Genomic DNA, 13,831 nt, shown 5'->3' on the forward strand with positions numbered 1-13,831 from the left:
TCCCGTCATTCCGCCCGCCGGTGAAGGTTGAGAAGACGATCACGAGGCAGGACGCTCCACCACCATCGGCTCAGGGCGCCAACAGCAGCACATCCGTACGGGACTTGGCGGCCGCGTAGCGCTTCGCCACGTCCTGCCAGTTGACGACGGCCCACATGGCGTCGATGAAGTCGACCTTCTGGTTCCGGTACTGGAGGTAGAAGGCGTGCTCCCAGGCGTCGAACACCAGGATCGGGGTCGAGCCCTGACCGGCGTTGCCCTGGTGGTCGTAGACCTGCTCGACGATCAGATGGCCGGAGAGCGGCTCGTAGGCGAGGACGCCCCAGCCCGAGCCCTGCGTGGTCGCGGCGGCCTTGGTGAGCTGCGCCTTGAACCCGGCGAAGGACCCGAACGACTCGGCGATCGCGTCCGCGAGGTCACCGACACCGTCGGCGGCGAGCGGCTCACCGCCGCCCTCACCGGTCATGTTGTGCCAGTAAATGGAGTGCAGGATGTGCCCGGAGAGATGAAAGGCCAGATTCTTCTCCAGGCCGTTGACCGACCCCCACGACTCCTTGTCGCGCGCCTCCGCGAGCTGCTCCAGGGTGTCGTTGGCACCCTTCACATACGCCGCGTGGTGCTTGTCGTGATGCAGCTCGATGATCTCGGGGCTGATCACGGGCGCGAGCGCGGAGTAGTCGTACGGCAGCTCGGGAAGCGTGTACACGGGCATGCGGGGTCCCCTCGACCTCTTATTGCATATAGATTGCAACTACACGCTAGCAACAAAAAGACCCTCGCGTGCGTCGCACGAGGGTCTTTTTGTCGCTGACGGGGGCAGGCCTAGGCGGCGACCGAGGTGTAGTGAGAGGCATCCCCGGTGATCGAGTAGCTCTCCTTGCCCTCGATGCCCACGGGGATGTCGCCGGCGATGGTCACGCGGTGGAGGCGGCGGGGCTGTCCGTCGTAGTTGTCGATGGCGTAGTGCTGGGTGATGCGGTTGTCGAAGAGGACGAGCTGGTTGGGGGACCAGCGGTGGCGCAGGACGTTCTCCGGGCGGGTGACGTACGCCTGGAAGATGTCCAGGATCTTGCGGGACTCGCCCACCGACAGTCCGACGATCCGCTGCGCGAACCCGCCGATGAACAGCCCGCGTTCACCGGTCACCGGGTGGACACGGACCACCGGGTGCGCGGTGCGGAAGTTGATGGACGTGAACTGGGCGCGCTGGGCGGCCTGTTGCTCGTCGAGGTCCTCGTCCGGGACCGCGTAGTCGTAGTCGTTGGTGTGCTCGGCCCACAGGTTGTCGGCCAACTGCCGCAGCGGCTCGGGCAGATCCCGATACGCGGCCGCCGAACTGGCGATCAGGGTCTCGCCGCCGTACGGCGGGATCGTGATGCTGCGCAGGGTGCTGGCCTGCGGCGGGTTGAGGACGAACGTGACGTCGGTGTGCCAGTGGTTGGCGGCCCGGCCGCGCTCGCTGTCGACCGGCAGCACGTTCGGGGCGCCGTCGACGGCCGACACGGTGGGGTGCGCGGTGGTGAGGTCGCCGAAGTGGCGGACGAAGGCCTGCTGCCCCTCGTCGTCCAGATCGACCTCGTCGAAGACCAGCGCCTTGTGGACGTTGAGGGCCTCGCGGATCGCGGAGATCTGCTCCTCGTCGAGGGGCTTGGCGATGTCCACACCGGACACCCGGGCGCCGATGTTGGCGGTGACCTTCTGAATCTCTATGCCGGACATGTGCGGTTTCCTTCCAGATCGGGGTTCGTCAGACGAGAGCGGGCTTGGCGGCGTACTGGTTGGCGGGGCGCGGGAGGCCGTACCTCTCGCGCAGGGTCCGGCGCGGCCCGTACTCGGTGCGGAGCAGACCGCGGGCGCGCAGGATCGGGACGACGTGGTCGACGAAGGCGTCGAGACCGGACGGCAGGACCGCGGGCATGATGTTGAACCCGTCGGCGGCACCCCGCGTGAACCAGGTCTCGATCTCGTCGGCGACCTGCTCGGGCGTACCGGCGAAGGTGAGATGCCCGCGCCCCCCGCCGAGCCGCCCGATGAGCTGCCGCACGGTCAGCCGCTCGCGCCGGGCCAGCTCGACGACGAGCGTGTAGCGGCTCTTGGCGCCCTCGATGGCACTCTCGGGAGGCAGATCGGCGGGGAGGAGACCATCCAACTCCAGCGTCCCGAGGGGAAGTTGGAGAAGCCCCTCCAACCGCTCCACACCATGCGCGTACACGATGTGGTCTTCCAGAACCTGCTCGGCCGCCAGCGCCTCGGCCTCCGTGCCGCCCAGCACCGGAACGATCCCGGGCAGCACCTTGATGTGGTCGGGGTCCCGACCGGCCGCCGCCGTACGGGACTTGAGGTCGGCGTAGAAGGCCTGAGCGTCCTCGATGGTCTGCTGGGCGGTGAACACGGCCTCCGCGTACCGGGCGGCGAACACCTTCCCGTCCTCACTCGACCCGGCTTGCACGAGCAGTGGGTAACCCTGAGGCGCACGCGGCACGTTGAGACCGCCCTCGACGCTGAAGTACTTCCCCTTGTGCCGGGGCGGATGCACCTTGGAGTCGTCGCCCCAGACCCCAGCGGCCTTGTCGGCGACGATCGCGTCGTCCTCCCAGCTGTCCCAGAGCTTGCCCGCCACCTCGAGGAACTCGGCGGCACGGGCGTACCGCTCGGCGTGCGCGGGCTCGGCGTCGAGACCGAAGTTGCGGGCGGCCTCGGCACCGGCGGTGGTGACGATGTTCCAGCCCGCCCGGCCCCCGCTGATGATGTCGAGGGAGGCGAACTTCCGGGCCAGGTTGTAGGGCGAGTTGTAGGAGGTGGAGGCGGTGGCGATCAGCCCGATGTGGGTGGTCGCCGTGGCGAGGGCGGTGAGGAGGGTGAGCGGCTCCAGCGCACCGGCCGGCCGCTGGGCGATATTGCCCCACAACTGCGGACTGTCGGCGAGAAAGAGAGAGTCGAACGTCCCCCGCTCGGCGATCCGAGCGAGCCGAACGTAATGCTCCAACTCGACATGCGCGTACGGATCACTCTCCGGCAGCCGCCACGAGGCTTCGTGGTGCCCGGTACTCATGAGGAAGGCGTTGAGGTGGAGTTGACGGGTTGTCATGGATGTTCCTTAGCTCTTGAGCACCGGCCAGGGCTTGATCTTTTAGCCCGTCCGGCGTTTGAGGACGAGCGCGTTCAGCGCGAAAGGGGGGTCTGGGGGCGCAGCCCCCAGGGATGGGACGGGTAGGGGCGGCGGGGGCGAGACAAATACGCTCACCGGACGTCGGCCGTCACCCCCAGCGCCCCCAGCAACACCCCCCGGTACTCCTCCCGAGCCCGCTCGTGATCGATGACCAGATCGACCCCGATCCGCCCGGCCTCCAGCACCAGCACCCGATCCGCCAGCACGATCGCCTCATCCACGTCATGCGTCACCAACAGCACCGACGGCTGATGCCTCCGCCACAACTCCCGAAGCAGCGCATGCATCTTGATCCGCGTCAGCGCGTCCAACGCCCCGAACGGCTCATCGGCAAGCAGCAGTTCGGGCTCCCGCACCAACGACCGCGCCAGCGCGGCCCGTTGAGCCTCGCCGCCCGACAGCTCACTGGGCCAGGCACGCTCCCGCCCCTTCAGCCCCACCTCCGCAAGAGCCTCCCGCCCCTTCGCGGCGGCCTCCTTGCCCTCCAGACCCAGCAGTACGTTGTCCAGCACCCGCCGCCACGGCAGCAGCCGCGCGTCCTGGAAGACCACCGACACCCGCTCAGGGGCCGTCAGCCGCCCACTGCCCTCGACCTCGTGATCGAGCCCCGCAACCGCCCGCAGCAAGGTGCTCTTGCCGGAGCCGCTGTGTCCGAGCAGGGCGACGAACTGCCCGGCGGGGATGTCGAGATCGATACCGTCGAGGACCGTCCGCCCGTCGAACGACCGGGTCAGACCCCGGAGTTGGACGGCGGGCCGGGTCAGCTGCTCAGCGTGCGTCGCCATGACAGCACCCTCCGTTCGATGAGACGGACCGCGCTGTCGGAGGCCAGGCCGAAGATGCCGTAGATGGCCAGGCCGACGAGGATGACATCGCTCTGGCCGTAGTTCTGGGCCTGGAACATCATGTAGCCGAGTCCGTTGGTGGCGTTGATCTGCTCCAGGACGACCAGCCCCAGCCAGGAACCGGTCACCCCGAGCCTGAGGCCCACGAAGAAGCCGGGCAGCGCGCCGGGGACGACGATCTGCCGGACGAACTGGAGCCTCGACAGCCCCTGCACCTCGGCGAGTTCGACGAACCTGCTGTCGATGCCGGACAGCGCGGAATGCGTGTTGAGGTAGATCGGGATGTAGACGACGATGGCGATGATCGCGACCTTGAACGTCTCGCCGATGCCCAGCCAGAGGATGAACAGCGGGATCAGGCCGAGCGTCGGGATCGCCCGGTTGAGCTGGACCGTCCCGTCGATCAGCGCCTCGCCGACCCGGCTGAGCCCGGAGGCCAGGGCGAGGACGATGCCCGCGGTCAGCCCGATCGCGAAGCCGGAGGCGGCCCGCCGCAGCGAGGTCAGGATGTCGGTCGGCAGGGTCCCGTCGGTCCACAGATGGACGCCGGTCTCCAGCACGGTCCAGGGCGCCGGGACCGCGGCCGGGTCGAGCCGACCGGCGGCGGAGGCGGCGGCCCACAGGCCGAGGAAGAGGGTGGGCCCGATGATCTGGACGGCGGGCAGCCGCTTGCCGGGGGAGAGCCGGCGGCGCCGCCGGACTTGGCCGAGTTCCTCGTCACCGGTGACCGGCACGGCTGCGATCGTGGATGTGGATGTGGATGTGGATGTGGACGTGGACGTGGTCATGGCGGTCACCTCCGGTACTCCGCAGTCACGGACTTCGCCGCGATGCCCTCGAAGCGGTGGTCGAAGAGCGAACCCACGTCGAACTTCTTCACGAAGCCGCCCTCCGCGAGCAGATCCGCGGTCTCCTGCTCCCACTTGATCGCCTCGTCCCAACTCGGCGGGAACAACGGCTTGTTGGCGAGCGCCGTGATCGCCTGCGCCTGGGCGAGGGTCAGGTTCTGCGTCTTGACGTAGAACTCCTCGTTCCAGGCGTCCGGGTTCTCGTACGCCCACACCTGGCCCTTGGCCCAGTACGGGATGTACGCGGCGATCGCGGCGGCCTTCGCGGGGTCGTTCAGCACGGAGACCGGCGCCCACAGCAGGTTGAGCAGGTCGACGACGTCCGTCTCGATGGCCCGGGCACCCTTGGCGCCGTACTGCGCGAGGTACGCGGGGGACTGGCTGTTGGCCAGCGGAGCGACGTCCACCTGGCCCGACTGCAGCGCGGTGAAGAACTGGTTGCTGGTCAGCGGAACGAGCTGGACCTCGTCGTAGGCGAGCCCGGCCTGCTTCAACGCCCGCAGGAGCACGACACCCTGGGCCTGCCCCTGCGAGAAGGCGAGTTTCTTGCCCTTGAAGTCGGCGACCGACCTGATGTCGCTGCCGGGCTTGGTCGCGAAGAGATAGTTCGGCTTACGGGTGACGTTGATCGCGACGATCTTCGCGTCGTATCCCTGGTAGTGCGCCTGGATCGGCGGAATACCCGCGTTGTTGGCGACATCGAGAGAACCCGCGCGGAATGCGTTGATGACATCGGGGCCGGCGCCGATGTTCGCCCAGGTCGACACCTTGAAGGGCAGGTCGCCCAACTTGGCGAGCTTGAACTGGAGTTGCTGGATGTTCAGATACGAGGAGATCTTCAGACTCGTACCGGCCGGGACCTTTTCGGCGAGCGCGGCGGTCGAGGCACCCTTGGTGCTGGCTGCGGCACTGCTGTCGGCGCAGCCGCTGAGCCCGGTGACACCGGCCGCGGCGCCGAGGAGGGAGGTGAGGAAGAGACGTCGGTCGACTGGCATGGGAGTACTCCGTGAGGTCGAAAAGCAGGAATGCATGCGGAATTCGGGCACGGCGAGGCCCGGCAAACGGAATTCACGCAGAAAGAACAGAAGGAAATGAGCGCTTCACACGCGGCAACGTGTCAGCAACAACGGCGACGTGTCAGCAACAAAGGGTGCGACAGCTCACGAAGAGGCTCATGAGAACGATGCTCCCGGTCATGCCTGACCCCTGTCAACATTCGGAGTTTCTGAATTAAATAGCCACAGGTGAAGCGGCCAGAGATGAAGCAGCCTCAAGTGAAGCGGCCAGCGGATCCCGGTACAGCACATCGAGCGCCACCGAACCGCCCGCCACCGCGAGCACCGAGTCCGGGAAACTCGTCGGCACGACGGAGGCCGCGCGGTCGGCGCCGACCCCTTCGCGCAGCGCGGCCAGGCAGTCCTCGCGGTAGATGGTCCCGACCTCGGTCACGACCACCGTCTCCGGATTCAGCACATCGAGCAGCAGCCGCGCCGCCCGCCCCACGGCACCCGCCCGCCGCACCAGCAGCTCGACGGCATCGGGGTCGCCCGCGGCCGCCGCCGCGACCACATGCATGGGGTTCGTGCCCTCGACGACGCCCGCCTCCCGCGCCCGCCGGCACAGCGTCCGCTCGCTCAACTCGGCCTGCAGGCAGCCCGTACGCCCGCAGTCGCAGACCTCCGTACCGCCCGGCACCGGCAGATGGGCGATGGCACCCGACTGGGAACGCGGACCGTGGTGCACCTCGTCGTTGGTCGCGAACGCCGCGTCGACCACATTGCCGACGAACAGATGCAGCACGCTCCCGCTGCCCCGCGCCGGCCCGAACAGCCGCTCCCCGTTGACCAACGCCCGCGCGTGCCCGTCCACATGGACCGGCAGCCCGGTACGGGCCCCGAGCGCCTCCCGCACGGCCACGTCCCGCCAGCCCAGCATCGGGTGTTCGACGACGGTCCCGGACTCCCGGTCCACCCAGCCGCCCACGGCCACGCCGACCCCGAGCGCCCGGCAGGCGGGGGCGCCGTCCAGCAGCGCCCGCAGCCCCTCGGCGGCCCGCGCGAGCACCCACCCGGGGTCGGTGCGCTCGTGCTTCAACTCCCGCTGGGCCACCACCCGTCCGCGCAGATCGAGCAGCGCGACCGTCGTGTACGGCACGGCCACATGAACTCCGCCCACGACGAACCGGGAGCTGTCCAGGTCGACGGGAACGTGCGGACGTCCCACCCCGTTCGACCGCCGGGGCGCGGACTCCTCACGGATCAGGCCGAGTTCGGCGAACCGCGCGCAGTAGTCCGTCACCGACGCGGGCGACAGTCCCGTCAGCCGGGCGATGGTGCTGCGCGCCACCGGACCGTGCTCCAGCACGGACCGCAGAACGACACTCGCGCTGGTCCGCCGCCGATCGGGATCGGCGGCACGAGATATGCGGGAAGGGGAGGGACGAGAAGAGGAGTTGGAGGAGGAGGGAGAAGCAAGGGTGGGTGCCGCGGCACGGGGCATGGCGATCATCCTCGGGGAACGGGTCCGACACTGCGCCGTCTCGTAAGGACTCGGGAAGTCATGAAGACTCAGGGAGTCCTGTGGAGCGAGGCGCGCCGGAGCCGCCTCACCCGGGGCGGCGACAGGTGGCCGTGCCCACGCGTCGCAGGTCGACATAGCGACGCGACGAGAAGTACCGGGACTGGGCGACCATGCGCACGAAGCTAGCAAAACGGTCCGCCGCTGCCCAGATGGCGACCAGCGGGCGAGACGGCACATGTCCAAGCGGCTGCCGGGATTGGCGGAACCCTACAGAAGCCACCCCGCACATCCCCGTAGCCCGAACCACTCCACCTCAGTGACCGGCATCACCCCGTACCGGGTGTAACCCCCACCGTTTGTCCGGAGCCCACCAAGCCGCCGTCGCCCCCTTTGTCGAGCGCTGACGGTGATCGGCCCGCGGGCGCTGGGATAGCGTCACGATGTCCCTTGCCGCTCACCCACATCCCCGCGGAGTCCCCATGGCAACCGCCGTCGCCCCCGCCCGCCCCGGCCAGGTCCTCGCCGACCTGCTCCCCGCCTCCCGCGTCCGGGACGCCGCGCTCGTGCTCGGCGGTGCCGGGCTCGTCGGGATCGCCGCCCAGATTGCCGTCCCTGTGCCCGGTTCGCCGGTGCCGGTGACCGGGCAGACCTTCGCCGCTCTCCTCGTCGGCACGGCGCTCGGCGCGGGCCGCGGCCTCGCCGCCCTCGCCTTCTACGCCCTGGCCGGTCTCGCGGGCGTGCCGTGGTTCGCGGAGGGCGGCTCGGGCACGTCCGTGTCCTTCGGCTACATCCTCGGCATGCTGCTCGCGTCCGCCGCCGTGGGCGCGCTGGCCCGCCGCGGCGCCGACCGCTCGATGCCGCGCATGGCGGGCACGATGCTGCTCGGCGAGGCGATCATCTACGCGATCGGCGTCCCGTACCTCGCGCTGGCCGCCGACATGAGCGCGAGCGCGGCGATCGCCGCCGGCCTCACCCCGTTCCTGCTGGGCGACGCGTTGAAGGCGGCGCTGGCGATGGGCGTACTGCCGACGGCCTGGAAGTTCGTCGACAAGAGCTGAACAACGGCGGGTTGGAGGAGGGGGAGGCGGATTCCGCCTCCCCCTCCTCCATGTGCCGATCAGCCCTGCGGCTGTTGCTGCGACTGCTGCTGAGGCCGCCGCTGCGACCACCACATGCCCGCCGCCCCGGCGGACAGCAGCGCCGCGCCGACCGCGCCGAGCGGGAGCAGATCGCGCGCCGGGCCGGTCCTCGGCAGCTCGTCGCCCCCGGGTGCCACCGGCTTGTTGTCGGTGCCGAGCAGCAACGGGGTGGCCGGGGCGTTCGGCGACGGGTTCGTCGTACCGAACGGGACCGGACCCTGCTGCCAGTACGTCTTCGCACCGTCGGTCGTCTGCACGGGCAGGCAGATCTTGCCGGTCTTGCCCAGGTCGTACGTCGCCTCCACGTCGTACGACTTCGACTTACCGGCCGCCAGATTGCCGACGGCGCAGTTGAAACCGCTGTTCGAACCTTCCGGAAGATCCGCTTCGGGAATCTCCGCACAGCCCTGGACGTTCTTGACCGTCATACCGTCGAATCCGACTACCAGAAGCCGGATATCGCCGCTCTCCTTGCTCCCCTCGTTCTTTACCGTGGCGGTCAGTGCGGTTTCTTTCGAACTGTTGTCGACGGAGATGCTCTCGGGCAGTTCCGTGGTCAACTTGACGCCCTCGGGCGCCGCGTCAACCGCCTTTCCCCCCTTGCTGCTGCCGGGTCCCTGGTCATCCGCGCTGGCGGTGAAGGAAAGGATCATCACGGCCGAGAAAGATGCCGTGAGCAGCGATCCCGCGATGACCGTCGTGCGACCAGAACTCATGTTCGTCCCCCTAGGGTCCCCCTGGACTGCGCCTGAATTCGCAGTACTTGAAGAGGTACCACAAGATTTCTCACCACTATGCTGGTACGGCACGAAGTGTGACCATTGTGGTTCTGGTGGGGCGTGCGTTGAGGGGGTGCAGAGGATTGCCGGGGAATATGGGCGGCGGTGCTCCAGGTCTTGTGGTGACGGGCCGATATCGGCTGGTCGAAAGCATTGGTCAGGGGGGAATGGGGCGGGTGTGGCGAGCCGCCGACGAAATGCTCGACCGGCCGGTGGCCGTCAAGGAAATGCGGATCGACGGACTCGACGCGGAGGACACCCGCACCCGCCGCGAACGCACACTCCGCGAGGCCAGGGCGACGGCCAGGATCGACCACCCGAACGTCGTGCGCGTGTACGACGTCGTGGACGAGGGTGAGCGCCTGTGGATCGTCATGGAGCTGGTCGCCGGCCGCTCCCTCGAACAACTCCTCGTCGAGAACGGCCCGTTGACCCCGGCCGACACGGCCCGCCTCGGCCTCGGCCTGGTCTCCGCACTGCGCCAGGTGCACGCCGGGGGAGTCCTGCACCGGGACATCAAACCGGGCAACGTCCTCGTGGAACGACGCGACCAGCGGGTCGTCCTCACCGACTTCGGCATCGCCGCCATCCAGGACGCGAAGGCCCTCACGATGGTCGGGATGCTCGTAGGCTCCCCCGACTACATGGCCCCGGAGCGCGTGTCGGGCCGCCACCAGGGCCCGCCGTCCGACGTGTGGTCCCTGGGCGCGACACTCTGCGCGGCGCTGGGCGGCCGCTCCCCGTTCTCCCGCGAGACGACCCTGGCGACGCTCCACGCGGTCCTGTACGAGGACCCCGAACTCCCGGCCGCCGCAGGCCCGTTGCACGACATCCTGGCCGCCCTCCTGGAGAAGGAACCGTCGGCCAGGCCCGCACTGGAGGACGTGGAGCTGGCCCTGCGGCCGGTGGCGTTTCCGACGCCGACGCCGACGCCGACACCCGAGCCCGAGCCCGAGCCCGAGCCGGAAGAGGAGCCCGAGCCGGAGATACCGGAGATACCGGACGGTCGCCCGGACACGGCGCCCCTCACCCCCGTACAGCCGCCCCAGGACACTCCGACCCCCGCCTACCTGGACGCGCCACTCGTACGGGCCGCACGACAGCCCCGCGAGCAGCCGGAGCCCCAACCCGAACTCGTACCTGAACCCGAACTCGAACCCACGCCCGACCCCGCACCTGAACCCGCGGAGCCGACGGACGCGATCCCCGCCGCCCACGCGGCAGCCACCCCCGTCCTGGGAACCCCTTCCTACGCTGCCTCCCCGGAGGCATCCAGCGCCTCCACCGAAGTCCCCTCCGAGATACGGTCCGAGGCCGGTTCGGCGATCCCCGTGCGCAAGGCCGGGGTCTCCCTGGTCCGAACGAAGGAGCGGGAAGAGACACGGACACAGGCACGGACACAGACCCGAACCCAGCCGCCGGCGCAGCCACGACACACCCCGGAGCGGCAGGTGGCCGCCCTCCCGACGGCCCCGCAGACGGTGCCACCGCAGCCGCCGCCCGGCGAACTCCCGGGTCCCGCCCGCCCGTCCGACCCCGGGCGGGGCCGCGACCGGCGCAGGGGCCGCCGCCGTACGGGCATGGTGGCGGCCGGGATGGTCACGGCAGGGGCGGTGGTGGGGATGGTCCTGGCCTCAACCGCCGGCTCACCGGACGACAAGAACACATGGACCCCGGGATCGTCGTCGGCGACCTCGGCCACCCCCACCACCCCCGGAACAACTTCCCCACCCACCCCCGAACCCACGGTCGAGGGCACGTCGCGCCCGCGCAGCCTGCCGCCAGGCGCGCACGAGGAGGCGGGCGGATACGCGTGGGCGACGCCCAAGGGTTGGCGCAGGGACGTGAAGACGGGCGCCGAGGTGCACTACACGTCCCCCGACGGCAGGCAGGAACTCCTGGCCAAGTCCTCCCTCGCCCGGGGCGATCTGCTGGAGACCTGGGAGGAGTCGGAGCGCAACGCCCGCCAGGGCCAGGACTACCGGAAGATCACCCTCGCGGAGACGACGTACCAGGGGCATCCGGCGGTCGTCTGGGAGTACACCTTCACCCTGGACGGCACCCACTGGCACGCCCGGCTGCTCGGATTCGACGTGGAGGGGAAGTCGTACCAGATCAGCACCTGGTACCACGAGGAGATCGAGCAGCAGGCGGTACGGACCTACGAACAGGTGAGGGAGTCGTTCACGGTGCTGTGAACAACTCCCTGACCACTGAGACCAGTCGGATCGCTAACCGACCTTGACGACGTCGTCGTCATCGGCGACGTCCGAAGCCGGACCGCCGGCCGCGACGACGGTCCCGCGCCCGGCCTTCTGCCGGACGACGGCGATGACGAGCACGACGGCCGCGACCAGCAGCGACAGAAGCACGGTCTCGCGTCCGTCGTGCTCGGTGTCGGTGAGCATGTAGCCGAGGACGAAGACGATGAGAGCGGCGGTCGCCCAGGTCAGATAGGGGTACAGCCACATCTTCACGACGAGCTTCTCCGGGGACTCGCGCTCGATGATCTTCCGCATGCGCAGCTGCGAGAAGCAGATGACCAGCCAGACGAACAGGGCGACGGCGCCGGAGGAGTTGACCAGGAAGAGGAAGACCGAGTCGGGGAACTTGTAGTTGAAGAAGACGGCGACGAAGCCGAAGACGACCGAGGCGACGATCGCCGCGAGCGGTACGCCACGGGACGTGGTCCGCGCGAAGGCCTTGGGCGCGTCACCGCGCTGCCCGAGCGAGAAGGCCATGCGGGAGGCCGTGTAGAGCCCGGAGTTGAGACAGGACAGCACCGAGGTCAGCACGATGAAGTTCATGATCTGACCGGCGTGCGCGATACCGAGGGAGTCGAGGGCGGCGACGTACGAGCCCTTCTCCTTGATCGAGGGGTCGTTCCACGGCAACAAGGTCACGACGACGAAGATCGACCCGAGATAGAAGACGGCGACACGCCAGATGATGCTGTTGGTGGACTTGGTGACGGCCCGCTGCGGGTCCTCGGACTCACCGGCGGCCAGCGTGGCGATCTCGCTGCCCATGAAGGAGAAGACGACGAGCAGCACACCGGTGAGGATGGCGCCGGGCCCGTTGGGCAGGAACCCGCCGGAGTCGGTGAGGTTGGAGAGCCCGGCTTTCTCACTGTCGACCCCGGGAAGCACGCCGAACACGGCCAGCCCGCCAATAATCACGAAGGCACTGATGGCGACGACCTTGATACCGGCGAACCAGAACTCGAACTCGCCGTAGGAACCGACGGAGACGAGGTTGGTGGCGGTCAGCACGACCATCACGATGAGCGCCCAGGCCCACTGCGGTACGGCGGGAATCCACCCTTCGAGAATGGTGGCGCCGGCGGTGGCCTCCACCGCCAGTACGACAACCCAGAAGAACCAGTACAGCCAGCCGATGGAGAACCCGGCCCAGCGCCCGAGCGCCCGGTCTGCGTGCGCGGAGAACGAGCCGGAGGTCGGGTTGGCGACGGACATCTCGCCGAGCATCCGCATCACCAGCACGACGATCGTGCCGACGAGGGCGTACGAGAGAAGGATGCCGGGCCCGGCGGTCTGAATGCCGGAGCTGGACCCGACGAAGAGCCCGGCCCCGATGACACCGCCGATGGCGATCATCGACAGATGCCGGTTCTTGAGCCCGGCCTGAAGCCCGGAGGACGGAGAAGCGGTCATGGGGGGAATTCCTTTGCGCCGGGTGAACGGGGAAGCGCGCCGGTGGGGACGGCGTAAACAGTTGGTCCAGTGAATCGGAGGCAAAGGGATTCCTGAACCTTTGAATCCAGATCGTTACTTGAGGTTTCCTTGAGGATCCGCAGTGTTGCGTAGAGTTTTCGCGATCAACCCCCGAGGCTGCTGCCCCGAAACAGGCATGTCACACTCGTCCCATGCGCGTGTATCTCGGCTCGGACCATGCGGGCTTCGAACTCAAGAACCACCTCGTCGAGTGGCTCAAGGAGGCCGGCCACGACCCCGTGGACTGCGGCCCCCACATCTACGACGCCCTCGACGACTACCCGCCCTTCTGCCTCCGCGCCGCAGAGCGCACGGCGGCCGACCCGGACGCCCTCGGCATCGTGATCGGCGGCTCCGGCAACGGCGAGCAGATCGCGGCGAACAAGGTGAAGGGCGTGCGCGCGGCGCTCGCCTGGAGCGAGGAGACGGCGTCGCTGGGCCGCCAGCACAACAACGCGAATGTGGTCGCGGTGGGCGCACGCATGCACCCCCAGGACGAGGCGACGAAGTTCGTGGAGACGTTCCTGGCGACGCCGTTCTCGGGCGACGAGCGCCACGAGCGCCGCATCGACATGCTGACCGCCTACGAGACGACAGGCGACCTGCCGGCAATCCCGCCGCACCACCCTCAGGACCAGTAGTTCGGCTGCGGGTGCGCGGGGGCTGATCGCGCAGTTCCCCGCGCCCCTGAGGCTTTTCAGCCCGTCCGGCGTTTGAGGACGAGCGCGTTCAGCGCGACAAGGGGGGTCTGGGGGCGCAGCCCCCAGGGATGGGAACGGGTAGGGGCGGCGGGGGCG

12 protein-coding genes are annotated in these 13,831 nt (G+C 68.9%); 3 read left to right on the plus strand and 9 right to left on the minus strand.

The window, feature by feature from the left end; genetic code table 11:
- Positions 1-70: 70 nt before the first annotated feature.
- From ACWCRB_RS30855 to ACWCRB_RS30885, 7 genes are all read right to left on the minus strand, one after another.
- The gene (locus ACWCRB_RS30855; RefSeq protein WP_450999169.1) at positions 71-712 is read right to left on the minus strand and encodes a superoxide dismutase; all 642 of its coding nucleotides are present in this window, start codon (positions 710-712) and stop codon (positions 71-73) included.
- Positions 713-822: 110 nt separating this feature from the next.
- The gene (locus ACWCRB_RS30860; protein WP_450999170.1) at positions 823-1,719 is read right to left on the minus strand and encodes a TauD/TfdA dioxygenase family protein; all 897 of its coding nucleotides are present in this window, start codon (positions 1,717-1,719) and stop codon (positions 823-825) included.
- A 28-nt stretch (positions 1,720-1,747) separates the two neighbouring features.
- Complete coding sequence (locus tag ACWCRB_RS30865; RefSeq protein WP_450999171.1) at positions 1,748-3,088, minus strand: LLM class flavin-dependent oxidoreductase; 1,341 nt, start codon at positions 3,086-3,088, stop codon at positions 1,748-1,750.
- 152 nt (positions 3,089-3,240) lie between these two features.
- A complete protein-coding gene (locus tag ACWCRB_RS30870; protein WP_450999172.1) occupies positions 3,241-3,954 on the minus strand; it encodes an ABC transporter ATP-binding protein in 714 nt (237 codons plus the stop codon).
- Entirely contained in the window at positions 3,930-4,802 is an 873-nt protein-coding gene (locus ACWCRB_RS30875) for an ABC transporter permease (protein ID WP_450999173.1), read from the minus strand. Before ACWCRB_RS30875 ends, ACWCRB_RS30870 begins: the two co-directional genes overlap by 25 nt.
- A 5-nt stretch (positions 4,803-4,807) precedes the next feature.
- A complete protein-coding gene (locus ACWCRB_RS30880; RefSeq protein WP_450999174.1) occupies positions 4,808-5,857 on the minus strand; it encodes an ABC transporter substrate-binding protein in 1,050 nt (349 codons plus the stop codon).
- 235 nt (positions 5,858-6,092) lie between these two features.
- Positions 6,093-7,361: an ROK family protein gene (locus ACWCRB_RS30885; protein WP_450999175.1), complete on the minus strand. Its 1,269-nt coding sequence runs from the start codon at positions 7,359-7,361 to the stop codon at positions 6,093-6,095.
- Between the two features lie 500 nt (positions 7,362-7,861).
- On the opposite strand from ACWCRB_RS30885, the gene ACWCRB_RS30890 reads away from it, so the two are divergent.
- Positions 7,862-8,440 (plus strand): biotin transporter BioY, encoded by a 579-nt coding sequence (locus tag ACWCRB_RS30890; RefSeq protein ID WP_450999176.1) that lies wholly within the window; start codon positions 7,862-7,864, stop codon positions 8,438-8,440.
- Between the two features lie 59 nt (positions 8,441-8,499).
- Here the strand turns inward: ACWCRB_RS30890 and ACWCRB_RS30895 are convergent, their stop codons facing one another.
- A complete protein-coding gene (locus ACWCRB_RS30895) occupies positions 8,500-9,237 on the minus strand; it encodes a hypothetical protein (RefSeq protein WP_450999177.1) in 738 nt (245 codons plus the stop codon).
- Positions 9,238-9,467: 230 nt separating this feature from the next.
- Between ACWCRB_RS30895 and ACWCRB_RS30900 the strand changes: the two genes are divergently transcribed.
- Complete coding sequence (locus ACWCRB_RS30900; RefSeq protein WP_450999178.1) at positions 9,468-11,498, plus strand: serine/threonine-protein kinase; 2,031 nt, start codon at positions 9,468-9,470, stop codon at positions 11,496-11,498.
- 33 nt (positions 11,499-11,531) lie between these two features.
- Here ACWCRB_RS30900 and ACWCRB_RS30905 read toward each other — a convergent pair whose 3' ends face one another.
- The gene (locus tag ACWCRB_RS30905; RefSeq protein WP_450999179.1) at positions 11,532-12,974 is read right to left on the minus strand and encodes an amino acid permease; all 1,443 of its coding nucleotides are present in this window, start codon (positions 12,972-12,974) and stop codon (positions 11,532-11,534) included.
- 212 nt (positions 12,975-13,186) lie between these two features.
- Between ACWCRB_RS30905 and ACWCRB_RS30910 the strand changes: the two genes are divergently transcribed.
- On the plus strand, positions 13,187-13,675 hold the full coding sequence (locus ACWCRB_RS30910; RefSeq protein ID WP_450999180.1) for a ribose-5-phosphate isomerase: 489 nt from the start codon (positions 13,187-13,189) through the stop codon (positions 13,673-13,675).
- Positions 13,676-13,831 lie beyond the last annotated feature (156 nt).

The organism is Streptomyces sp. NPDC002156 (assembly GCF_053593675.1).

What these genes read in the sequence shown, in the direction of transcription:
- ACWCRB_RS30875 (WP_450999173.1), bottom strand. Translation starts at nt 4,802, where the DNA reads ATGACCACGTCCACGTCCACATCCACATCCACATCCACATCCACGATC.
- ACWCRB_RS30910 (WP_450999180.1), top strand. Translation starts at nt 13,187, where the DNA reads ATGCGCGTGTATCTCGGCTCGGACCATGCGGGCTTCGAACTCAAGAAC.
- ACWCRB_RS30860 (WP_450999170.1), bottom strand. Translation starts at nt 1,719, where the DNA reads ATGTCCGGCATAGAGATTCAGAAGGTCACCGCCAACATCGGCGCCCGG.
- ACWCRB_RS30870 (WP_450999172.1), bottom strand. Translation starts at nt 3,954, where the DNA reads ATGGCGACGCACGCTGAGCAGCTGACCCGGCCCGCCGTCCAACTCCGG.
- ACWCRB_RS30890 (WP_450999176.1), top strand. Translation starts at nt 7,862, where the DNA reads ATGGCAACCGCCGTCGCCCCCGCCCGCCCCGGCCAGGTCCTCGCCGAC.
- ACWCRB_RS30905 (WP_450999179.1), bottom strand. Translation starts at nt 12,974, where the DNA reads ATGACCGCTTCTCCGTCCTCCGGGCTTCAGGCCGGGCTCAAGAACCGG.
- ACWCRB_RS30880 (WP_450999174.1), bottom strand. Translation starts at nt 5,857, where the DNA reads ATGCCAGTCGACCGACGTCTCTTCCTCACCTCCCTCCTCGGCGCCGCG.
- ACWCRB_RS30855 (WP_450999169.1), bottom strand. Translation starts at nt 712, where the DNA reads ATGCCCGTGTACACGCTTCCCGAGCTGCCGTACGACTACTCCGCGCTC.
- ACWCRB_RS30865 (WP_450999171.1), bottom strand. Translation starts at nt 3,088, where the DNA reads ATGACAACCCGTCAACTCCACCTCAACGCCTTCCTCATGAGTACCGGG.
- ACWCRB_RS30885 (WP_450999175.1), bottom strand. Translation starts at nt 7,361, where the DNA reads ATGCCCCGTGCCGCGGCACCCACCCTTGCTTCTCCCTCCTCCTCCAAC.
- ACWCRB_RS30900 (WP_450999178.1), top strand. Translation starts at nt 9,468, where the DNA reads ATGGGGCGGGTGTGGCGAGCCGCCGACGAAATGCTCGACCGGCCGGTG.
- ACWCRB_RS30895 (WP_450999177.1), bottom strand. Translation starts at nt 9,237, where the DNA reads ATGAGTTCTGGTCGCACGACGGTCATCGCGGGATCGCTGCTCACGGCA.